Source organism: Arthrobacter sp. NPDC092385, from assembly GCF_044755105.1.
In the GTDB taxonomy this organism is placed as follows: Bacteria; Actinomycetota; Actinomycetes; order Actinomycetales; family Micrococcaceae; genus Arthrobacter_D.
The window spans coordinates 38,064-60,306 of record NZ_JBIVQL010000014.1; the positions used below are offsets into that span (position 1 = coordinate 38,064).

The window sequence follows — 22,243 nt, forward strand, 5'->3', positions numbered from 1 at the left end:
GCCATCATGATCACGCGCGTCACCAACCAGACCATGCTGCAGGGGGCCCAGCGCTCGCTGCAGGTCAATCTCGCACGCCTCGCCGACCTGCAGGAAAAGGCCTCCAGCCAGAAGGCCATCAGCCGGCCCTCGGACAATCCGGCCGCAGCCGGCGAAGCTCTCCGCGTCCGTGCCGAGATCCGCGCGAACGAGCAGTACGGGCGGAACATCTCCGACGGCGAGGGCTGGCTGGGGCAGCTGGAGAACGCCATGACGACGTCGAAGAGGGCGCTCGACCGCGTCAACGACCTGACGCTGCAGGGCTCCAACTCGGCGCTTCCGCCTGCAGCCCGCGAGGCCCTCGCACTCGACATCGAGTCCCTGCGCGGAGGCCTCGCCGCCCAGGCGAACGCCACGTACGCCGGGCGCTTCCTCTTCGCAGGCAATGCCGATGCCCCCGCCGCGCTCACCGCCGATCTGGACTTCGAAGCAGGAGGGACGGTCGAGCGCCGCGTCGGGCCCGGCCAGACCCTGCGCGTCGATGCCGACGGCGCAGCCGTGTTCGGAAGCGGCAGCAGCTCGGCCTTCGCCCTGCTGGACACTATCGCGGCAGATCTCCGCGCCGGCAAGGACGTCTCCGTACACCTCGCGCCGCTCCAGCAGCGCATCCAGGACCTCACCGCCCAGCACAGCGAGATCGGTGCACGCCACGCGCGGCTGCTCGAAGCCAAGGACGCCGTCGCCGACGCCTCGCTGGCCCTCGAAGGAGAACGCGCCGCCGTGGAAGACATCGACCTCGCCTCCGTCATCCTGGACCTCAAGCTGCAGGAGACCGCCTACCAGAGCGCACTCGCCGTCTCGGCGCGGGTCCTGCAGCCCTCACTGATGGACTTCCTGCGATGAGGGCCGCGTTCGTCACCCCTCCCCCCGGCCTCGCACCGCTGACCGACTTCCACTTCGAGCCGGTGCCGGGCGCCGACGGTCTCTTCACGCTCACGGCGGCCGAGGAACCGGCCGTGCGCCTGTTCCTCCTCGACGCGGCAACCTACGTGCCGGACTACAGTCCGCATTTCTCCGCAGTGCAGCGCGACGTCCTCGGGGCGCACGTACCGGAAGCCCACCTGTTCGTCGTCGCCAACCCGGGCCCCGGCGGCACCACGGTCAACCTGGCCGCGCCGATCGTGCTGGACCCGCAGACCGGACGCTGCGCGCAACTGATCCTCGAGGGGCAGGGCTACCCGCTGCGGGCAGCGCTGGCCCAGGCCGCCTGACGCGGTTCCGAACGACGAAGAGCCGCCCGGCAGTGCCGGGCGGCTCTTCGTCATCCCGCAGGTTGTCCCTGCCGGCGGTTTCCTAGGCGAAGTCGGACGTCGCGGGATCGGCCCCGATACGGCCGGCCGGTCCCTTGTCGAGCCTGTTGATGGCCTCGATGTCCTCGTCCTCGAGCTTCACGTCGAGCGATTCCCAGTTCTCGATGATGCGCGACTCGGTCACCGACTTGGGGATGACCACGATGCCGAGCGCGAGGTGCCATGCGAGGACGACCTGCGCGGGCGTGGCGTTGCGCTTCTGCGCGATGTCCTGCAGCACGGCGTCGTCGAGCAGTCCCTTGCCGGAGCCGAGCGGCGACCACGATTCGTGGAGGATGCCCTTCTCGGCCTCGAACGCGCGCAGCTCGGACTGGTTCAGGTACGGGTGGGTCTCCACCTGGTTGATCGCGGGGACCACGCCGGTGGCATCGATGATCTCGTTGAGCGCCTCGATGGTGAAGTTCGAGACGCCGATGCTCTTCACGCGCCCCTGCTTCTGCAGTTCGATGAAAGCCTTCCACGTGTCCAGGTACTTGCCCTGCTTCGGCTGCAGCCAGTGGATGAGGTAGAGATCGAGCGTCTCCAGGCCCAGCCGCTCCATCGACGCGTCGAACGCCTTCAGCGTGGCGTCGTAGCCCTGGTCCGCGTTCCACAGCTTCGTGGTGATGAACATTTCGTCGGGGCGGAGGCCCGACGCCGCGACGGCGCGTCCCACGCCCGCCTCGTTCCCGTAGATCTTGGCGGTATCGATGTGGCGGTAGCCGGCCTTGAAGGCCCTGCCCACCACGTCCTCGGCAACATCGTCCTCGACCTGCCACACTCCGTACCCGAGCTGGGGGATGGTGGAACCGTCATTGAACGTGAGGTTTGGTGATGTAGTCATACAGGCGGGAACCAACGGCTCTGCGCTTTTATTTCTGTTTCCACTGACAACTATCAGCCGGCGAGGTATCGATGTGACCCTACCGGGCACCCGGCATCGAGCGCTCCGCCTCGTCGACGTCGTCCGCCACCAGCTGGGCCCGGCGCCGCACGTTGTCGAGTCCGGAGGACGCGACGCCCCACCGCTCGCCGTCGAGCCTGGTCATCGCGGCGGCCTCTGCCGTCGTCGCGAGCGTGTTGCCCGCACGGGAGAGCGCCCGATGCACCTGCAGGAACGCACCGGGGATATCCAGCCCCGTGCTCGGCGACGAGGCCTGCGCGCCCACGCAGATCGCACGGACGCGCGGCAGCATCGCGCCGAGCTCGTTGGCGACCACCACGAGCTCGTTGTAGACGTCGTCGTCCTCGATGCCCTCGAGGATCTGGTGGTAGCGGTCGAGGCCGCGGCGGAAGCGGTCGTGCGCGCGCCGCCATACCCCGGTGCCCAGTTCGGCGTCGTCCTTCCGCCCCTGGCGCGCCGCTGCGAAGAGTGCCACCTACGCGTTACAGGTACTGGCCGGGGCCATGCGTGTCCGCCGGGGCCTCCTGCGCCTGGCGTACCGGTGGCGTGCGCCGGGGTTCGCCGTCCTCCCCGACGACGACGCCCGGGGCGATCACCGTGCCGGGAGGCAGCTGGCGCATCTGGAGGCGCGCTGCCAGCTGCTGGTTGGCCATCTGCTGTGCGGCCATCGCGGCCTGGATACCGTGGAAGAGCCCCTCGAGCCACCCCACGAGCTGTGCCTGGGCAACACGCAGCTCCGCGTCCGTGGGTGTCGAATCCTGGTCGAACGGCAGGTTGATGCGGTGCAGCTCCTCGACCAGTTCCGGGGCGAGGCCGTCCTCGAGCTCCTTCACCGAACGCTCGTGGATGGACGCCAGCCGGGTGCGTCCGGCGACGTCGAGCGGAGCGCTCCGGACCTCCTCCAGCAGTTGCTTGAGCATGGTGCCGATGCGCATGACCTTCGCCGGTTCATCGACGAGCTCCGCGAGCGATGCGGGGCGTCCGTCGGACTGGGCGGCGGGACCGGAAGCACCCGGCTGGGCGCCGTTGGAGTGACCGTCCGGTGTGCCGGGGACGATCCCTGGAGCGGGATCGAAGGGACTGGCTGGCTGCTGTTCAGTCATGACGCTATGCTCCCACAACGGCTGGGACCGGGCACGCCGGATCCACCCTTGCTCCCGGGCGGTGGGCACAGCGGAGGCCTGCGGACAGCACGAAGCCCGGCGCTCCCTGGTGGAGGCGCCGGGCTTCGTGTGGTGGAGTACTCGCTAGCAGCAGCGGCCCTCCGGGTTGGTGTCCTGGCGATCGGCCTTGTCCCGCCAGAACTCCCGCTCGGTCATGGGCTGCCCGCCGGCATGGCTGCGCTCGTGGTGGTCGAGGTACGCCTGGTAGGCGTTCTCCCCCATGACGCCCTTGAACAACCAGGCCAGCTCGCGGGCGGTGTCGCGCGCCCGATGAAGGACCTGCGGCACGGTCATCAGTGCCCGGTCCTCGCAGGACGCTTGCCGGGCTCGAGGGCTGCCCACTGCGCCTCGAGCTCCTTCTCGGCCGGCGTGGCGATCAGGCCGGCCGGTGCGAAGATCCGCGACGCCACGGGAGCATCCTCGTTCTCCTTGCCGCCGCCGTTCCGGTAGGCCCGGATGGTGGCGAGGATCGCCGTCAGGATGACGATGATCGCGAGGACCACGAAGAAGATCGACAGCGTGCCCTGGATGAAGGTGTTGCGTACCACCGCCTCCATCGCGGCGACGGTCTTTGCCGTACCGAAGCTCTCCTCACCGGCAGCCAGCGCGTCCTTGAAGGCAGTGTGCTGCGCCCAGTAGCCGATCGCAGGAGTGGAGGAGAAGATCTTGTGGAACGACGCCGTGATGGTCACCACGGACGCGAAGGCGAGCGGGAGGGCCGGGATCCACAGGAACCGGAACAGGCCCTTCTTCGCACAGATCGCCATGCACACGGCGAGCGCGATGGCCGCGAGCAGCTGGTTCGCGATACCGAACAGCGGGAAGAGCGTGTTGATGCCGCCGAGCGGATCGGTGACGCCCATGATGAGGATCGCTCCCCAGCCGGCCACCATGATGGCCGTGCAGATCCACGCCCCGGCGCGCCAGGAGGTGTCGCGGAAGCGGGGCACGAAGTTGCCGATGCTGTCCTGCAGCATGAAGCGGGCCACGCGGGTTCCGGCGTCGACCGCCGTGAGGATGAACAGCGCCTCGAACATGATGGCGAAGTGGTACCAGAACGCCATCATGCCGGCGCCCCCGAAGACGCCCTGCATGATCTGCGCGATACCCACGGCGAGCGTGGGTGCGCCACCCGTGCGGGAGACGATGGATTCCTCGCCGACGTTCGACGCCATGGTGCTGAGCGCCTCCTGCGTGAGGTTCACGCCGGTGAGGCCGAGGCCGTTGACGAAGGCCACGGCACCCTCGATGGTGCCTCCGGTGGCCGCGGCGGAGGAGTTCATGGCGAAGTAGATGCCGCGGTCGATCGAGAGGGCGGCGACGAGCGCCATGATGGCCACGAAGGACTCCATGAGCATGCCGCCGTAGCCGATGAAGCGCGTCTGGCGTTCCTTCTCGATCATCTTCGGGGTGGTGCCGGAGGAGATGAGGGCGTGGAAGCCGGAGAGGGCACCGCAGGCGATGGTCACGAAGAGGAAGGGGAACAGCGTGCCCGCGACGACTGGACCGGTCCCGGACGTCGCGTAGGGGGTGATGGCGGGGACGCTGATCTCCGGGCGCGTGATGACGATCGCGACGGCCAGCATGATGATCGTGCCGATCTTCATGAAGGTGGAGAGGTAGTCACGCGGGGCGAGCAGGAGCCAGACGGGCAGCACGGCGGCGATGAAGCCGTAGATGATGATGCCCCACGCGATGGTGATGCGGTCGAGCGTGAAGAGCTCCACGCCCCAGGCCGTCTCCGAGATCCAGCCGCCGCCGATGATGGCGAGCAGCAGCAGCGCGAACCCGATCAGTGACACCTCGGTGACCTTGCCGGGCCGCAGGAAGCGCAGGTAGACGCCCATGAAGAGCGCGATCGGGATGGTCATCGAGACGGAGAACACGCCCCACGGGCTCTCACCGAGGGCGTTCACGACGACGAGCGCGAGGATGGCGACGATGATGATCATGATGGCGAGCGTGGCGATCAGTGCGGCGGTTCCGCCGATGACGCCGAGTTCCTCACGTGCCATCTGGCCGAGGGAGCGGCCGCCGCGACGCATCGAGAAGAACATCACGAGGTAGTCCTGCACCGCGCCGGCGAAGATCACGCCGATGATGATCCAGAGCGTTCCGGGAAGGTAGCCCATCTGCGCGGCGAGCACCGGGCCCACCAGGGGTCCGGCTCCGGCGATCGCGGCGAAGTGGTGGCCGTAGAGGACGCGGCGGTCGGTTGCCGCATAGTCCTTGCCGTCCGCCTTGTACTCGGCAGGCGTCGCGCGCCGGTCATCGGGCTTCAGGAGCTTGCGCTCGATGAACTTCGAGTAGAACCGGTAGGCGATCAGGTAGGTACAGACGGCGGCGAAGACGAACCAGATGGCGTTGACGGTCTCACCGCGGACGATGGCGAGCATGATCCAGGCGATTCCGCCCAGGAGTGCGATGCCCACCCAGAGTGCGATCTTCGCCGGCGTCCACCGGCGGTCTTCTGCTTCAGCCTGCTGCGGGTCGACGGCGACCGCGGGCAGGTCCGGATCCGTCACCAGCACGTCGGCGTGCCGGTGGGATCCGCTCTGCTTCTTACTCATGATGCTCCTCGAGTGCGAGAGTGTGATGCACACGAAGGTAGCAACCTAGTGAGGCCTGCGTCACAGGGCAAGCCCGCGAGCCGGTGGGAAGCGCCGAACGCACCCGCTCGTGCGGCGAGCGACCGGCGCTTCCGGCACCCCGTCAGGAGGAGCTGCGCCTGCCTCCGTCGAGGCCGTCGTCGAGGACCGCCGGGGGCTCGTCGTCGTCGTTCGCGTTCAGGCCCTCGCTGATGCTCGCGTGCGTCCTCGTGCGGCCGTCGGCGGGCTCGTCCGCATCGTCGGTCGGTCCGTTGTCGACTCCGTCCGGCACCTGGTCGCCGAGGTTCTCCGCGAAGCTGTCGGCCGCCTGTGCCAGGCCGCCCTTGTCGTCGTCGTGGCCGTGATCCGTGGTTCCCACTGTCCTGCTCCCTCCGGTTGCTGTCCTGCCAGCCTCGCACAGCCGTGCGCCGACCGAAAGCATGCTGACGATCCTGGTCGGCGGGCACACGGGTGCCGGTGGAGCGTAGTGTTGGTCGGTGGCATTCCGCCATCCGATGCCAGCGGCGCCGTCGATCCCTTCACCTGAAAGCCCGCCGCCCGTGTCCCTCCTCCGTGACCTCGTGCACATCCACCCGTCCTCGGGCGACCACCACCCCGCGCTGCGCTGTGCGGTCGGGGTAGGGGTCCCGCTGCTGGTGGTCCTGCTCCTGGGCCGGCTCGACCTGGCGGTGTTCGCGACCTTCGGCGCCTTCGCCGGCATCTACGGGCGGAACGAACCGCACCGCCGGCGCCTCGCCACGCAGGTGCGCGGCGGCGGCCTCATGCTCGCGGTGATCCTCGCGGCGACGCTGACCGCACGGGCCGACGTCGGGCCCTGGGGCCTCGTCCTCCTCACCAGCGCGGTCGCCGGGCTCGGCACCTTCGGCGCGGGCATCTTCCGCCTCCGCCCGGGCGGCTCGCTGTTCCACATCTTCGCCTTCGCGGCGATCGCCTCCGTTCCCGGACAGCCTCCGCTCTGGCAGGGGCTCACGACGGCGGTCGCCACCGTGGCCTTCGCGCTGCTCCTCGGGCAGGCCGGGAACCTCTGGCCACGGCACCGCACGCGGTGGGTCCGGCCGGCAGCGGACCGCCTCAGCACCCCGCACGTGGCGGCCCTGGGCCGGGAAGCGGCGCTGTACGTCGTGGCCGCCCTGCTCGCCGGCAGCGCGGCCACGGCCCTCGGCCTCGGCCACACCTATTGGGCGATGGTCGCCGCGACCGTCCCGCTCGTCGGCCAGTCCGCGCTGATCCTCCTCCCTGGCCTGGCCGCGGCCGAGATGTTCATCCTGCGGCAGTACGCCCTGGCGCAGGCGTTCGTCACGCCACTCGCCCTGGTCTCCACGCACCTGGCCCATCCGGCCGACCCGGCGGGCCTCCTCACGGACCGGGCCGTCGAGACCGTGATCGGCGCAGTCGTGGGGATCGCCCTGGTGCTCGCGCTGCACGTCCGCCAGCGGGCGGCGGAACTCCGTGCCCGCAGTACCTAGCCCATCACCAGCAGGATCTTCCCGGTGTGCTCTCCGGAGTCGAAGTAGGTGTGGGCCTCCGCCACCTGCGCGAGCGGGAAGGTACGGTCCACGAACGGGCGGACGGCGCCGGAGGCGACCAGCGGCCACACGTTGTCCCGGACCGCGGCCATGATCGCTGCCTTCTCGGCCACCGGGCGCGCCCTCAGGGTGGTCCCGGCGACACTCGCCCGCTTGCGCATCAGCGCCGCGAGGTCCAGTTCCGCCCTCGCCCCGCCCTGCAGCCCGATGACCACGAGCCGGCCGCCCGGTGCGAGGGACTCGACGTTCCGGGCGAGGTACGCCGCCCCGACCACGTCGAGGATGACATCCGCTCCCCGGCCGTCCGTGGCGGTGAGGAGCTCCTGCACGAAGTCCTGCTCGCGGTAGTCGATGAGCGTCCGGACGCCGAGGGACCGTGCGACGTCGAGCTTCGCCGCGGAACCGGCCGTCACGTGCGGCACGGCGCCGAGGGCGAGACTCACCTGGACGGCCATCACCCCGATGCCACCGGATGCCCCGTGGATCAGGACGTCGTCCCCCCGGCCGAGGCCCGCCTGCAGCACGAGGTTCGACCACACCGTCGCGGCCGTCTCGGGAAGGCCCGCGGCCTGCACCAGGTCGACGCCGCCGGGTGCCGCGACCACCTGCCCGGCCGGCACGGCCACCTTCTCCGCATAGCCTCCGCCCGCCAGCAGCGCGACGACGGCATCCCCGGCCGCGAACCCCGACTCCCCCGCCTCGGCGACGTAGCCGGACACCTCGAGGCCAGGCACGGCGGACGCACCCTCGGGCGGCGGGTAGAGTCCACGCCGCTGCTGCACGTCGGCACGATTCAGGCCGGCCGCGACGACGTCGATGAGGACTTCACCGGCCGCGGGCACTGGATCGGGAACCTCCTGCACCGACAGGACCTCGGGCCCGCCCGCCCCCTCGATCACCACTGCGCGCATGCCGGCCTCCACTCGTTCGGGTATTTGGGCGTCACCCGCCCTTCGTGAAACACTAGCGGCGGAAGGTTGTCCGAGCGGCCGAAGGAGCTGGTCTTGAAAACCAGTGGGCGGTTACCCCGTCTCAAGGGTTCGAATCCCTTACCTTCCGCTCCCGAAGAAGGCCCCGCATCGCGGGGCCTTCTTTTTTCCGTGCCGGGCCGGCGTCCCTTCGGGCAATGGTGCCCCACGCCGCCGTGCGGTACTGTCCCGAGGAGCAACAGCCGTGCCACGCGTCCGTGGCCTAGGACGGGGTCTCGATGCGTACTGGTTCTCACAGGGGTTCGCCGCTGCGCCGCGTCGGTGTGGCAGGGTCCACCATCGCCCTCGCGCTGGTGACAGGATGCACCCTCTTCCCCTCGGCGGGTCCGGAGCGGGACGCCGACGGCGCCGTCACGGCCGAGGCCGAGACGGACGCGTTCTCGATCGAAGTGGGAGACTGCATCGACGATCCCGGCACGGAGAGTGTCTCGGACATCACCGTCCTTCCGTGCGATGAGCTGCACCATTTCGAGGCGTTCGCCAGCATAGAGATGCCCGACGGCGACTACCCGGGCGTGCCGGCCGCCAACACCGCCGCCAGTGACTTCTGCGGCGAGGAGTTCGCCTCGTACATCGGGGTGGAGTACGACGCGTCGGTCCTCGAGATGCTCTATTTCTATCCCGTGGAGGAGAGCTGGAAGACGGCAGGCGACCGGGAGATCCTCTGCTTCGTCGCCGAGCAGGGCGAGACACCCGTCACCGGGACACTCGAAGGCGCCGGCAGGTAGCTCCTTCCCTGCCCCGTTTTTTGGTAACCCGTTGTTAACGATCTTCTGGTTGGCTTCCCCGGGGGATACAAATGTCACTTGCGTCACATATGGTGCTCATGCCGGCGCGCCACCCATCGAGGGACGGCGGGCTTCACTCGCGGCTGCTTCGCGGCCATCGTCAAGGAGAAGACAGAACGAATGGTTAATTCGTCATGGAAGGGAGCGCTCGGTGCGGCGCTGTCGGTAGGGCTGATCGCCTCACCGATGATCGCACTGCCTGCAAACGCGGTGGAGACACCACCGGGCACGGCGTCCGTCGCAGGAGACGGCGTCATCATCAACGAGGCCTTCGTCTCGGGAGGTTCCGCAGGAACCCCGTTCACCAACAAGTACGTGGAGCTCTACAACCCCACCGACGCGCCGGTGAGCCTCGACGGCTGGTCGCTGCAGTACCGGGGAGCGGGATCCACCGCCACGGCGCCGAGTCCCACAGCACTCCGTGGAACCATCCCCGCGAAGGGATACTTCCTGGTGCAGGGCAACTCCAACGGCACCGCCGGAGCCCCCGTGCCCACCCCGGACCTGGTGACCGGCTTCGCCCCGGGCGCCCCGGGCGGAGTCATCGTCCTGTCGAACCAGGCCACCACCGTCGGAGCACTGCCTGCCGCCAATGCCGCCGGTGCACCCGGCGTCGTCGACCTCCTCGGCTACGGTGCGGCGACCGCTTTCGAAGGGACGGCAGCTCCCGCCCCCGGCAGCGGCAGCACCAGATCCGCCAGTCGCACCGGTTTCGCCGACACGGACAACAACGGCGTGGACTTCACCCTGCAGGACACGACGCCGATGAACAGCGGCGCGACCTCCGGCGGTCCTGTCCCGACGCCGACCCCCACCCCGACACCTCCGGCACCGCCGGTTCCGCCGGTTCCCGGGGTCGTCACCGCCATCCGTGACATCCAGGGCACCGGCAGCACCACCCCGCTGTCCGGCCAGACCGTCACCACGCGCGGCAAGGTCACCGCGGCCTACCCCACGGGCGGCTTCGCGGGCTTCTACCTCCAGACACCGGGCACCACGGCAGCGGCCGACCAGAGCGTATCGGATGCCATCTTCGTCTACTCCCCCGCAACGGTCGGATCCGTCGCGCCCGGCGACTACGTCGAGGTCACCGGCACCGCCGGTGAGTTCAGCGGCCTGACGCAGCTCACCGTAGCGGCGGGTGGGACCGTGAAGCTCACCGAGGCGGCCGAGGAGCCGAAGGCATCCGTCATCGCGCTGCCCGGCACGGAAGCCGCCCGGGAAGCGGTCGAGGGCATGCTCTTCCACCCCTCCGAGGCCTTCACGGTCGCCGACAACTACACGCTGAACCAGTACGGCGAGGTGACCCTGGCAGCCGGCACCGAGCGCCTGCTCCAGCCCACCGACGTCGCGCGCCCAGGAACCCCCGAGAACGCGGCGGTCATCGCCGACAACGCGGCACGCAGCGTCCGCCTCGACGACGGCGCCTCGACCAACTTCCTCAACCAGGCGAACCGCGGCAAGGTGCTTCCGTACCTCACGGCCTCCCAGCCCGTCCGCGTCGGCTACAGCGCGAAGTTCACCGCCCCGGTGGTCCTCGACTACCGGAACAGTGCCTGGAAGTTCCAGCCACTCGCCGAGCTGAACGGCGCGAACCCAGCGGGCGTCCAGCCCGTGCAGTTCGCCGGCGAGCGCCCGGCAGCACCCCAGCCCGTCGGCGGCAACCTGAAGATCGCATCCTTCAACGTGCTCAACTACTTCCCCACCACCGGTGAGGACCTCGCCGGGTGCACGTACTTCACCGACCGCGCAGGCAACCCGATCACCATCAACGGGGGCTGTGACGCCCGCGGCGCTGCCAACAAGGAGAACTTCGAGCGCCAGGAGGCGAAGATCGTCGCCGCGATCAACGCGCTCGGCGCCGACGTCGTGACCCTGATGGAGATCGAGAACTCGGTCAAGTTCGGCAAGGACCGCGATGCCGCCCTCGCAACGCTCGTCGCAGCCCTCAACGAGACGGCTCCCGGCACCTGGGACTACGTGCGCTCGCCGGCGGTACTTCCCGCCCCGGCCGATGAGGACTTCATCCGCACGGCCATGATCTACAGGAAGGCCGTCGCCGAGCCCGTGGGCGAATCCGTCATCCTGAACGACAACGTCGCCTTCTCGAATGCGCGCAAGCCCCTCGCCCAGGCCTTCAAGCCCGTCGGCGGGACCGAAGCCGAGACCTTCCTCGCGATCGTCAACCACTTCAAGTCCAAGGGCTCCGGCCCCAGCTCGGGAACGAACACCGACAGCGGCGACGGGCAGGGCGCCTGGAACGCCGCCCGCGTCACGCAGGCCAAGGCCCTCGTGGCCTTCGCCGACTCCGTGAAGGCCACGGCCACGACGGACAAGGTCTTCCTGACCGGCGACTTCAACTCCTACACGCACGAGGACCCCATGCAGGTCCTCTACGACGCCGGGTACGTCAACCAGGGCGAGAAGGACGACAGCTACTCCTACGTCTTCTCCGGGCTGAGCGGCTCGCTCGACCACATCCTCGCATCACCCGCCGCGGACGCCACGGTGTCCGGCGTGGACACGTGGAACATCAACTCCGTCGAATCCGTAGCGCTCGAGTACAGCCGGTTCAACAACAACGTCACCGACTACTACGCCGCGGATCCCTACCGCGCCAGCGACCACGACCCGGTGATCGTGGGGCTCGACCTCGTGCCCGCCGACCCCACCGCGGAGCTCAACCTGCTCAACATCAACGATTTCCACGGGCGGATCGACGCCAACACGGTGCGCTTCGCCGGGACCGTCGAGAAGCTGCGGGCCGAGTTCGGTGAGGACAAGACCGCCTTCCTCTCGGCCGGTGACAACATCGGTGCGTCGCTGTTCGCCTCCGCGCTGCAGGACGACAAGCCGACGCTCGACGTCCTGAACGCCCTGGAGCTCGAGGCGTCCGCCGTGGGCAACCACGAGTTCGACAAGGGCTTCGGGGACCTGACCGGACGGGTCGCCGACGCGGCAGCCTTCCCGTACCTTGGCGCGAACGTCTACACCAAGGGCACCACGGAGCCTGCGCTCGATGAATACTCGATCATCACGGTCGACGGCGTCGACGTCGCCGTGATCGGCGTCGTCACCGAGGAGACGGCCACGCTCGTCAGCCCCGGTGGCATCGCGAACGTCGACTTCGGCGATCCCGTCGAAGCGGTCAACCGCGTCGCCGCGGAGATCGAGGAGCAGGACCTCGCGGACGTCATCGTCGCGGAGTACCACGACGGAGCCGGTGACGGCGTCGTCGAGGGTGCCACCCTCGAGGAGGAGATCGCCGCTGGTGGTTCGTTCGCGAGCATCGTCACGGAGACCACTCCGCTCGTGGATGCCATCTTCACCGGGCACACGCACAAGCAGTACGCGTGGGACGCTCCCGTCCCCGGCGCCGCGGGCGAGACCAGGCCCATCCTGCAGACGGGGTCCTACGGCGAGTTCGTCGGACAGATCACGCTGACCGTCGACACCGCCACCGGTGATGTCGAGTCCTACACGGCCCGCAACGTCGCACGCACCGCGGACACGGACGCCGCACTCGTGAGCACCTTCCCCCGCGTCGCCGAGGTCAAGTCGATCGTCGACGCGGCCCTCGCGCAGGCGACGGTCATCGGCAACCAGCCGGTCGGTTCGGTGACGAAGGACATCACCTCGGCCTTCACGGGTGCCACGCGTGACGACCGCACCTCCGAGTCCACGCTCGGCAACCTGGTCGCCGATTCGCTGCGGGCCAGCCTCGCGTCCGCCGACCGCGGTGGAGCGCAGATCGGCGTCGTCAACCCGGGCGGCCTCCGCAACGAGCTGTACTACGCGCCGGACGGCGTCGTGACCTTCGCCGAAGCGAATGCGGTGCTCCCCTTCGTCAACAACCTGTGGACCACCACCCTCACCGGTGCGCAGTTCAAGGCGATGCTGGAGCAGCAGTGGCAGCCGGACGGCAGCTCGAGGTCCTTCCTGGCCCTCGGACTCTCGGACAACGTCAGCGTCACCTATGACCCGGCGCTGGCTCGGGGTTCGAGGATCACCTCCGTCCTGATCGACGGCGCGCCCCTCGACCCCGCGAAGGACTACCGGATCGGCACCTTCAGTTTCCTGGCGCAGGGTGGCGACAACTTCACGGCCTTCCGCGAAGGGACCGACACCCGCGACTCCGGGCTCGTGGACCGCGACGCGTGGATCGACTACATCCGGGCCAACAGCCCGCTGTCACCGTCCTTCGACCGTCGCACCGTGCAGGTGCAGGGCGCTCCGACCGCGGTGAAGGCCGGTGACGCCGTCTCCTTCACGGTGTCGAAGCTCGACCTCACGTCGCTCGGCAGCCCGGCGAACACTTCGCTGGACGCGAGCTTCGTCGCTGCGGACGGCACGGCGACGCCGCTGGGCAGCGTGCCTGTCACCGCGGGCAGCGCCACGGTGAACCTCACGGTCCCGACGACGGCCAGTGGGCAGGGACGCATCGTCCTGACGGCGACACCGAGCGCGACCACGGTGACCCTCCCGGTCACCGTCGAAGCGGTCGCGCCGACCGAACCCACCGAGCCGCCCACGCCGGGCAAACCGGTGAAGCCCGTCAAGCCCGTGAAGCCGGGCAAACCCGCCTGCTCCGAGCCTGCACTTCCGGCTGAGGGCGCGAACAACGGGAGCTGGGCCAGCTACCGGGCGCAGCTGGCGAACTACCAGCGCTGCCTCGAGCGCTAGGTAGATCGCCGGGCTCCGGCCGGCACGATCAGGGGGACCTTCACCAGCATGGTGAAGGTCCCCTTCGTCTATCCGGTGAGTCCACCCGGGGACACACCGGGTCCAGGGCGTCCGGCAGCCTCCCGAGCCCTGGTTCGGGCCCGAGGGTTCCGGGCTGCTCCAGCCCTCGCGAGGATCGCGCCCGCGATGGCATCGGCGTCGAGCAGCGTCCTGCTGCCTGCCTCGAGGGGCGCGCCCGCCTCGGCGGCGATCGCCGTTCCCCACTGGACCGAGGCGAGCTGGAGGCCGATCACGTAGAGCGATTCCTGTTCCCTGCCGGTCCGGTCGACCGCGCGGTAGGGAGGCGCCGTGACGTCCAACCCGGGTGACGTCACCGGAACGCCGTCCTCGGCCATGAAGGTCTTCGGGCGTACGGTGCCCTGCTCGAGGAGGGTGCGCATCAGCGGAGACAGGCTCGTGGACACCCGGTTCGCGGGCATCATCGCCTCGACCAGATAGCGCGCGGTGAACGAGTCCTTCTGCACCCACGGCGAACCCGCACGGAACAGCTCCTCGTCCGGATCGAAGCCGAAGCTCGGGTTGGGGCCGACGAAGCGGACCACGCCCGCCCGGACGAGTGCGGCGAGCTGCGCGATCCGCACCGGCGGCGGTCCGCTGGCCAGGCCCTCGACGAGTGGCTCGAACCAGCCCCGCAGTTCTGCGTCCCAGGACGAATCGGAGATCCCGCCGTCCGCCACGGCCTGCTTGATGACCGACCGACCGGCGTTCATGGCCCCGATAGCCATCTTGAGGGCGTCGTCCTCGCCCTTCGCCGAACCGGCGGCGTCCGCATCGAGGTAGGCGAGCACGGCCGCCGTGAAGTCCTCGCCATCGGCAAATCGCCGACCGGCGAACGGGTGCGCGAGGGCTTCGACGTCGAGGCGGAACTCCTCCGGCACTGAACGAGCGACGGCGGCCCCGGCTGCCGCCTCCCATGCAGGACCCTCCATCGCCAGGGCGGTGTCCAGCTCCTCGAGGAATTCAGCCGCCGCCCCTGCGGGAACGTGGCCGTTCGTCCTGCAGAGCGTCGAGTAATAGGCCCAGAGCGCATCGCGGTGCAGAAGGGGCCAGATGTCGTGGTCGAAGCCCGGCTGGACCCCCGCCTGCCGGAAGGCGAGGACGCGCGCGGGTGTGCAGTAGCGCAGGGTGACGCTGCGGGGGATGTAGGAATCGAGCGCCGCCTTGGCCCTGTAGGGCACTCCTCGCCGGGAGGCCGCGACCAGCCGTGGCTCCCTGCCCGACGGCTCGTACCGGAGCCGGCCGTCCGCGGCAGCCGAGAACCGCCCGCCGCGGCCCTCCGTCAGCTGGATCATGGCGTCGAAGAAGTTGAGGCCCAGGCCGCGGATCAGGACCGTCTTCCCGGCGGGGAGCCGGTTCCAGGAGACATCCGCCGGGACCGCGGGCGGCCAGTACTGCAGACCGTGGCGCGCGGCGGCATCCTGCAGTCCCTCCTGCTCGGGAGTGAGCGTCGCGGGCAGGTGGCCGACTGCCAGCACGACGTCGTCGGCGTCGAGACCCGAACCGTCGTCGAGCTCGATCCGCCACCGGCGGCCGATGCTTTCCCCGGGATCGTCGGCGGTCTCCGTGATCCTGACAGCCTCCTTGGGGCAGTGCAGTACGCTGACGCCGCGCCCGGCCCGACGCACCACCTCTGAGAACATCCAGGCGAGGTATCGGCCGTACAGGGCCCTGCTCGGGAATCCACCCGCCGTCAACGTGGAGCTCTCGGCAGCATCCGCGGCGTCGAGGCCCGCTATGAGCCCGTCGTTCACGCGCCTGCGCCACGCGTCGAAGGACCAGGCGACAGGTGCAGCCGCGAGACGGGCGGCCGCGGCTCCCACCGGGACCACCGTGGGGTACAGGCAGGGTGTGTTCATGAGGAAGAGCCGCGACTGATCGGTCCGCCAGATGTGTCCCGGCCCGGGTTCGTGGGGCTCGACGACGTGGATGACGAGATCGGGAGCGCCCTCGCCGAGCGCTCGATGCCGGGCGATCAGGCGCTCCACGACGGAGGTGCCGCGGGGCCCGCCTCCGATGACGGCCACCTGCCACGACTCCCTGTTCTCCACCCGTCCAGAGTATCCAACGCCGCCGCCACCCCTGCCCGGCATGGCGTACACGGCGATGGCTGCGCCGCCGGAGCCCTGCATAGGATGGGCGGATGACGCACTCGACGGAGACCACCGCCAGCACGGACGACCCTTTCCTCTGGCTCGAGGACATCTACGGCGAGAAGCAGCTCGAGTGGGTGCGCGCGGAGAACTCGCTGACCGAGGACGCCCTCGTGACGCCCGATTTCGAAGCGCGTGAACGGAGCATCCTCGAGGTGCTCGACTCCACGGACCGCATCCCCATGGCCGGCAAGCACGGCGATCTCTACTACAACTTCTGGCGCGACGCCGAGCACCGCCGGGGTATCTGGCGTCGCACGACGTGGGACAGCTACGCCTCGGCGGACCCGGACTGGGAACTCCTGCTCGATATCGACGCGCTGAGTGCCTCCGAAGGAACGGAGTGGGTCTGGGGCGGGGCGCTCTTCCTGCGTCCGGCGGAGGGAGAGCCCCACCAGCGGGTCCTCGTGGTGCTCTCCCCCGATGGCGGCGACGCGGCCCGCTACCGCGAATTCGACCTCGGTTCGCGGACCTTCGTCGAGGGCGGCTTCGATATCCCGACGGCGAAGAGCCGCATCACCTGGTGCGGTCCGGACGCGCTCTACGTCGGCACCGACTTCGGGCCCGGCTCGATGACGTCGAGCTCCTACCCGCGGACCGTACGCATCCTCCGGCGTGGAGGCGACCTCGCTTCGGCCGAGCAGTACTTCGAAGTGGACGAGGACCACATGATGGCCCTCGTGCTGCACGATCCCACTCCGGGTTTCGAGCGGGACATCGCCGTCGACACGATCGACTTCTACACCCGCCGGACCTACCTGCGGCAGGACGGCGACTGGCGCCTGTTCGACATCCCCGAGGACGCGAGTATCTCCCTGCACCGGGAGTGGCTGGTCATCCGGCCCCGCACGGACTGGACCGCGGACGGGACCACGCACGTGGCCGGGTCACTGCTCGTCATCGACCTGGAGGCCTTCCTCACCGGCGGGCGCTCGTTCGCGACGGTCTTCACGCCGGACGCCGCGACGTCCCTCCAGTCCTGGAGCTGGACCCGGGACTTCCTCCTGCTGAACCTGCTGCACGACGTCTCCTCCGAGATCCGCATCCTCGATCCTGCCCGGGACTGGGCCGCGGACCTCCTCGACGCGTGCCCGCCGCTCCACAGCGTCGACGCGTACGCGGTGGACGACGAGGACGACGACTCGGGCAACGACTACTGGCTCGTCGCAACCGGCTTCCTCACGCCGTCGACGCTCTACCGCGGCACGATCGGCGGCACCTCCTCGGCCGTCAAGTCCTCGCCGTCCTACTTCGACGAGGACCGCTATGCGGTGGAGCAGCACTTCGCGGTGTCGGCCGATGGCACGCGGGTCCCGTATTTCCAGATCGCCGCGAAGGACCTGCAGCTCGACGGCGGCAACCCGACCCTGCTGTCGGGATACGGCGGTTTCGAGCACTCGATGACGCCCGCGTACAGCGGCGTGACAGGACGGGGATGGCTGGAGCGCACCACGGCGGACGGCCGCCACGGCGTGTACGTGCTGGCCAATATCCGGGGCGGGGGCGAGTACGGGCCCCAGTGGCACCACGCCGCCCTGCATGCCGATCGCCACCGCGCCTACGAGGACTTCGCTGCCATCGCCGGGGACCTGGTGCAGCGAGGCGTCACCTCACCGGCCCTCCTGGGCTGTACCGGCAGGAGCAACGGCGGCCTGCTCGTCGGCAACATGCTCACCACGTACCCGCACCTGTTCGGAGCGATCTCGTGCGGTGTACCGCTCCTGGATATGCGCCGCTACACGAAGCTGTCTGCGGGCTTCTCCTGGATCGCCGAATACGGGGATCCGGACAAGCCCGAGGAGTGGGAGTACGTCCGGACGTTCTCGCCGTACCACCTCCTCCGCGAGGACGTGGCCTACCCGAAGACGCTCATCTGGACGGCGACGAGCGATGATCGCGTGGGTCCCGTGCAGGCACGGAAGATGGCGGCGAAGATGAAGGATCTCGGGATGCGGAACGTCTGGTTCCACGAGGCACTGGAGGGTGGCCATGCCGGGGCATCCGACAATCGCCAGGCCGCGAGGATGCACGCGATGAGCTTCGAGTTCCTGTGGCGGGCCCTGACGGGATCACTCTGATGCCCTCGCCTTTGCCCGGGGATGCACGGCACGGACAGGGGGCGAGGGCGACGGTTTTGCTCTTGCCCTCCCCTTCTGGGTAACCTTGGGAGGCTAGAGATAGCCGATGGAGACGTGCCAGAGCGGCCGAATGGGCTTCACTGCTAATGAAGTGTGGGCCTAAAGCCTACCGGGGGTTCAAATCCCCCCGTCTCCGCGTGTAGGGCCCCTAGAAATAGGGGCCCTTTTCGTTGGTCGTACCTTCTGGGAGCCGACTCGCACCTAGGAACCACGGGCAAGACGGCCTGCGGGCTTCCGGGCGGATCTCCCCTACGCCTTCACAGCGAGGGCGAAGGGAAGGACGCCTGAGGCCCCCGCGGCACGCAGCGCCCGTCCGGCCTCCGTGATGGTCCACCGGCTGTCGGCGAAGTCGTCCACGAGCAGCACCGGGCCCGGATTCGCGGCGAACCAGGCGGCACCCTCCTCCGGAACGGCGAAGTGGTCCCAAACCGAGGCGAGCCGGAACGCGCTGTTACCGCCCGGCTGGCCCTGCGGAAAACCGTGCGGGGTGGTCAACTGGCCGAGGTAGGGAATCCGGCCGACGCGGGCGAGCGCCTGCGCGAGGGATCCGATGAGTTCGGGACGACGCCGCGAGGGGACGCTGACCACGGCGACGGGCCGCTCGTCCCAGCCCCACTGGGCGAGGACGCGCACGACCGCTTCGACGACGGACGGGTCGAGCGGCGCATCCGGGGTCGTATCGGACATGAGTTCGCGCAGCCGGTTCCCCCACCCGAGGTCCGTGAGGCGCGCCAGCGCACGGCCGGGCAGGCTCACCTCGCCCGGCTTCAGCTTCCCCTTCAGGGGCACACCCAGCTTGTCCATGCCACTGGGCCACTGGCCCCGCGGCTCGAGTTCCACGCCCACTCGGCTCAAAGCCTGGTCGGCGGAGTCCGAGGCCTCATGGGCCACGTCGTCCGAGTACCAGGGGCCGGCGCAGTTGTCGCAGCGACCGCACGGGGTCGCCGCCGGATCATCGAGCGACCTGGAGAGGAACTCCATGCGGCAACCCGACGTGTTCTCGTAGTCGAGCATCGCCCGCTGCTCGACGACACGCGCCTCGCTGATACGCCGGTACCGCTCGGCGTCGTACGTCCACGGCTTCCCCGTGCTCTCCCAGCCGCCGGTGACCTTACGGACAGCACCGTCGACGTCGAGCACCTTGAGCAGCAGCTCCAGGGGTGAGCGCTTCAGGTTGACCCGCGTCTCGAGGGCCGGCGTGGACAGGACGACACCGGCTTCGAGGGCCTCGAGCACGCGGAGGGCCGCGTCCTGCGACGGCATGGACGCGGTGGCGAAGTACTCCCAGATGTCGCGGTCCTCGGCGCCGGGCAGCAGCAGGACATCGGCGTTCGGTGTGCCGCGCCCTGCCCGCCCCACCTGCTGGTAGTAGGCGACCGGCGAGGACGGCGCTCCGAGGTGCACCACGAAGCCGAGGTCGGGCTTGTCGAAGCCCATGCCGAGCGCGCTCGTGGCCACGAGCGCCTTCACCTCGTTGTCCTTCAGGGCGGCCTCCTCGGCTTCCCGGTCGGCAGGGTCGGTGCGCCCGGTATAGGCCCGGACGGCATGCCCGTTCTCGCGCAGCAGCCGTGCCGTGTCCTCCGCGGCGGACACCGTGAGGGCGTAGATGATCCCGCTGCCGGGCAGGTCGGAGAGATGCGTGAGGAGCCAGGCGAGGCGGGACCGCGGACTGGGCAGGCGCAGCACGCCGAGGCGCAGCGACTTCCGTGCCAGTTCGCCGCGCAGGGTGAACACCTCGGTGCCGCCGGCACCGAGCTGCTCCTCGACGTCCTCGACCACGCGGGAGTTCGCCGTCGCCGTGGTCGCCAGCACCGGGACGCCCTGCGGCAGCCCCATGATCAGTTCGCGCAGACGCCGGTAGTCGGGGCGGAAGTCGTGCCCCCAGTCGGAGATGCAGTGCGCCTCGTCGATCACGAGCAGCCCGGTGCGCCGCATGAGCTCGGGTAGATACAGCTCGCGGAAGGAGGGGTTGTTCAACCTCTCCGGCGAGACGAGGAGGACGTCCACCTCGTTGGCCTGGAGCTTGGCGGTGATGTCCTGCCATTCGGTCTGGTTCGCCGAGTTGATGGCCTCGGCCCGGACACCGGCCCGCGCGGCGGCGGCCACCTGGTCCCGCATCAGCGCGAGCAGGGGCGAGACGATCAGCGTGGGGCCGGCGCCGCGGGCCCGGAGGAGCAGGCTCGCCACGAAGTACACGGCGGACTTGCCCCAGCCGGTCCGCTGCACCACGAGCGCGCGCCGCCCGCCTTCGACGAGGGCTTCGATGGCCTCGAACTGCCCCTCGTGGAACTGTGCGTCCGGTGACCCGACGAGGGTGTGCAGGATGGCGGATGCTTGCTCGTTCAGCGTGGTGGTCGACGACATTTCCCCAGTATCCCAGCCGCCTCCCCCACTCGAGACGGGCAGGAGTGCTATGTGCACAACGGGCGCCGCGACACCACCCGATACACTTCGAGACGTGACTACAACCATCGATCTTTCTGCATCCTTCAAGGCGTACGACGTCCGTGGCATCGTCGGTGAGTCCATCACGGTGGACTCGGTCCGGGCGGTCGGAGCGGCCTTCGTCGACTCGCTGGGACTGGCGGGCGAGACCATCCTGGTCGGCGGTGACATGCGCCCGTCCTCCCCCGAGTTCTCGAAGGCGTTCGCCGAGGGAGCCACGCGCCGCGGTGCGAACGTGCTCTTCCTGGACCTCATCTCGACCGATGAGCTGTACTACGCGAGCGGCACCCTCGAGGCGGCCGGCGTGACCTTCACCGCCAGCCACAATCCCGCCCAGTACAACGGCATGAAGATGACGCGTCCCGGCGCTGTGCCGGTGTCCTCGGAGACGGGCCTCAAGGACGTGCAGGAGCGTGCCGAGAGGTACCTCGCGGACGGCACGATCCCCGCCGTCGAGGTGCAGGGCGAGACGAGCGTGCGGGACATCCTCGAGGAGTACTCGCGGTTCCTCCGCACCCAGGTGGACCTCTCGTCGTCGCGCCCGCTCAAGATCGTGGTCGACGCCGGCAACGGCATGGCAGGCCTCACGACCCCCGCGGTCCTCGGCGACCGGCTCCTCCCGGCCCTGCCGTTCGAGATCGTCCCCCTCTACTTCGAGCTCGACGGTTCGTTCCCCAACCACCCGGCCAACCCGCTCGAGCCGGAGAACCTCCGCGACCTCCAGGCCGCCGTGGTCGAGCACGGCGCGGACATCGGCATCGCGTTCGACGGTGACGCCGACCGCTGCTTCATCATTGACGAGTTGGGCGCGCCCGTCTCGCCGAGCGCCATCACCGCGATGGTGGCACGCCGTGAGATCGCCCGCGCGCAGGCCGCCGGAGAACCCGAGCCCGTGATCATCCACAACCTCATCACCTCGCGTGCGGTGCCCGAACTGATCAGGCACGACGGCGGCCGCCCGGTCCGCACGCGCGTGGGCCACTCCTTCATCAAGGCCGTCATGGCCGAGGAAGGCGCGGTGTTCGGCGGGGAGCACTCGGCGCACTACTACTTCCGTGACTTCTGGAACGCGGACACCGGCATGCTCGCGGCCATGCACGTCCTGGCCGCCCTCGGGGAGCAGGACGGCCCGCTGTCGGAGCTCGGCCGTGAGTACGAGCCCTACTTCTCCTCCGGTGAGGTCAACTCGAAAGTGGCCGACCTCCCTGCGTCCATCGCCCGGGCGCGTGCCGAGTTTGAACAGGAGGGCGTGGTGGTCGACGACCTCGACGGCCTCACCTTCACGCCCGACCACGGGAACTGGTGGTTCAACCTGCGCCCCTCCAACACGGAGCCGTATCTCCGGCTGAACGCTGAGGCCGTGGACCCGGAAACGCTCCAGGACCTCGTCCAGCGCGTCCTCGCCGTCATCCGCGACTAGCGCGGAGAGCCCCGCAGACGCACAGAGGCCCCTTCCTGAA

The 22,243-nt window shown here is 69.4% G+C and carries 16 protein-coding genes and 2 tRNA genes; 9 read left to right on the forward strand and 9 right to left on the reverse strand.

Features of this window, described 5'->3' with window-relative positions; genetic code table 11:
- The first annotated feature begins 6 nt into the window (after nucleotides 1-6).
- Together ACIQCY_RS15385 and ACIQCY_RS15390 are read left to right on the forward strand one after the other, a co-directional pair.
- Nucleotides 7-882, forward strand: a complete 876-nt coding sequence (locus ACIQCY_RS15385; protein ID WP_400484774.1) for a flagellin — start codon at nucleotides 7-9, stop codon at nucleotides 880-882.
- Nucleotides 879-1,250 carry a flagellar assembly protein FliW gene (locus ACIQCY_RS15390; RefSeq protein WP_400484775.1) on the forward strand — a complete coding sequence of 124 codons (372 nt, stop codon included), beginning with the start codon at nucleotides 879-881 and terminating at the stop codon, nucleotides 1,248-1,250. Before ACIQCY_RS15385 ends, ACIQCY_RS15390 begins: the two co-directional genes overlap by 4 nt.
- Before the next feature lie 82 nt (nucleotides 1,251-1,332).
- Here the strand turns inward: ACIQCY_RS15390 and ACIQCY_RS15395 are convergent, their stop codons facing one another.
- The 6 genes from ACIQCY_RS15395 to ACIQCY_RS15420 all read right to left on the reverse strand — a co-directional run bounded on the left by ACIQCY_RS15395 (nucleotide 1,333) and on the right by ACIQCY_RS15420 (nucleotide 6,362).
- Nucleotides 1,333-2,172 (reverse strand): aldo/keto reductase, encoded by an 840-nt coding sequence (locus tag ACIQCY_RS15395; protein ID WP_400484776.1) that lies wholly within the window; start codon nucleotides 2,170-2,172, stop codon nucleotides 1,333-1,335.
- 79 nt (nucleotides 2,173-2,251) lie between these two features.
- Entirely contained in the window at nucleotides 2,252-2,707 is a 456-nt protein-coding gene (locus ACIQCY_RS15400) for a hypothetical protein (RefSeq protein WP_400484777.1), read from the reverse strand.
- Between the two features lie 7 nt (nucleotides 2,708-2,714).
- Entirely contained in the window at nucleotides 2,715-3,335 is a 621-nt protein-coding gene (locus tag ACIQCY_RS15405; protein ID WP_400484778.1) for a bacterial proteasome activator family protein, read from the reverse strand.
- 144 nt (nucleotides 3,336-3,479) lie between these two features.
- The gene (locus ACIQCY_RS15410; RefSeq protein WP_400484779.1) at nucleotides 3,480-3,689 is read right to left on the reverse strand and encodes a YbdD/YjiX family protein; all 210 of its coding nucleotides are present in this window, start codon (nucleotides 3,687-3,689) and stop codon (nucleotides 3,480-3,482) included.
- Complete coding sequence (locus ACIQCY_RS15415) at nucleotides 3,689-5,965, reverse strand: carbon starvation CstA family protein (protein ID WP_400484780.1); 2,277 nt, start codon at nucleotides 5,963-5,965, stop codon at nucleotides 3,689-3,691. Before ACIQCY_RS15415 ends, ACIQCY_RS15410 begins: the two co-directional genes overlap by 1 nt.
- 142 nt (nucleotides 5,966-6,107) lie before the next feature.
- Nucleotides 6,108-6,362, reverse strand: a complete 255-nt coding sequence (locus ACIQCY_RS15420; RefSeq protein WP_400484781.1) for a hypothetical protein — start codon at nucleotides 6,360-6,362, stop codon at nucleotides 6,108-6,110.
- Nucleotides 6,363-6,543: 181 nt separating this feature from the next.
- On the opposite strand from ACIQCY_RS15420, the gene ACIQCY_RS15425 reads away from it, so the two are divergent.
- A complete protein-coding gene (locus ACIQCY_RS15425; RefSeq protein WP_400484782.1) occupies nucleotides 6,544-7,470 on the forward strand; it encodes an FUSC family protein in 927 nt (308 codons plus the stop codon).
- Here ACIQCY_RS15425 and ACIQCY_RS15430 read toward each other — a convergent pair.
- Entirely contained in the window at nucleotides 7,467-8,441 is a 975-nt protein-coding gene (locus ACIQCY_RS15430; RefSeq protein ID WP_400484783.1) for an NAD(P)H-quinone oxidoreductase, read from the reverse strand. The two genes, ACIQCY_RS15425 and ACIQCY_RS15430, sit on opposite strands and share 4 nt — an antisense overlap.
- Before the next feature lie 60 nt (nucleotides 8,442-8,501).
- On the opposite strand from ACIQCY_RS15430, the gene ACIQCY_RS15435 reads away from it, so the two are divergent.
- The 3 genes from ACIQCY_RS15435 to ACIQCY_RS15445 all read left to right on the forward strand — a co-directional run bounded on the left by ACIQCY_RS15435 (nucleotide 8,502) and on the right by ACIQCY_RS15445 (nucleotide 13,990).
- A tRNA-Ser gene (locus ACIQCY_RS15435) sits at nucleotides 8,502-8,589 on the forward strand.
- A gap of 148 nt (nucleotides 8,590-8,737) precedes the next feature.
- Nucleotides 8,738-9,247, forward strand: coding sequence for a septum formation family protein (locus ACIQCY_RS15440; protein ID WP_400484784.1), 510 nt, complete (start codon nucleotides 8,738-8,740; stop codon nucleotides 9,245-9,247).
- Nucleotides 9,248-9,427: 180 nt separating this feature from the next.
- On the forward strand, nucleotides 9,428-13,990 hold the full coding sequence (locus ACIQCY_RS15445) for an ExeM/NucH family extracellular endonuclease (protein ID WP_400484785.1): 4,563 nt from the start codon (nucleotides 9,428-9,430) through the stop codon (nucleotides 13,988-13,990).
- Nucleotides 13,991-14,058: 68 nt separating this feature from the next.
- Here ACIQCY_RS15445 and ACIQCY_RS15450 read toward each other — a convergent pair whose 3' ends face one another.
- Complete coding sequence (locus ACIQCY_RS15450) at nucleotides 14,059-16,098, reverse strand: FAD/NAD(P)-binding protein (protein ID WP_400484786.1); 2,040 nt, start codon at nucleotides 16,096-16,098, stop codon at nucleotides 14,059-14,061.
- A 92-nt stretch (nucleotides 16,099-16,190) separates the two neighbouring features.
- Here ACIQCY_RS15450 and ACIQCY_RS15455 point away from each other — a divergent pair, with 92 nt between their 5' ends.
- Entirely contained in the window at nucleotides 16,191-18,278 is a 2,088-nt protein-coding gene (locus tag ACIQCY_RS15455) for a prolyl oligopeptidase family protein (protein WP_400484787.1), read from the forward strand.
- Between the two features lie 108 nt (nucleotides 18,279-18,386).
- Nucleotides 18,387-18,474: transfer RNA gene (locus ACIQCY_RS15460), tRNA-Ser, on the forward strand.
- A gap of 113 nt (nucleotides 18,475-18,587) precedes the next feature.
- Here the strand turns inward: ACIQCY_RS15460 and ACIQCY_RS15465 are convergent.
- Nucleotides 18,588-20,702 carry a RecQ family ATP-dependent DNA helicase gene (locus tag ACIQCY_RS15465; protein ID WP_400484788.1) on the reverse strand — a complete coding sequence of 705 codons (2,115 nt, stop codon included), beginning with the start codon at nucleotides 20,700-20,702 and terminating at the stop codon, nucleotides 18,588-18,590.
- A 49-nt stretch (nucleotides 20,703-20,751) separates the two neighbouring features.
- Between ACIQCY_RS15465 and ACIQCY_RS15470 the strand changes: the two genes are divergently transcribed.
- Entirely contained in the window at nucleotides 20,752-22,203 is a 1,452-nt protein-coding gene (locus ACIQCY_RS15470) for a phosphomannomutase/phosphoglucomutase (RefSeq protein ID WP_400484789.1), read from the forward strand.
- The last annotated feature ends 40 nt before the right edge of the window (nucleotides 22,204-22,243 follow it).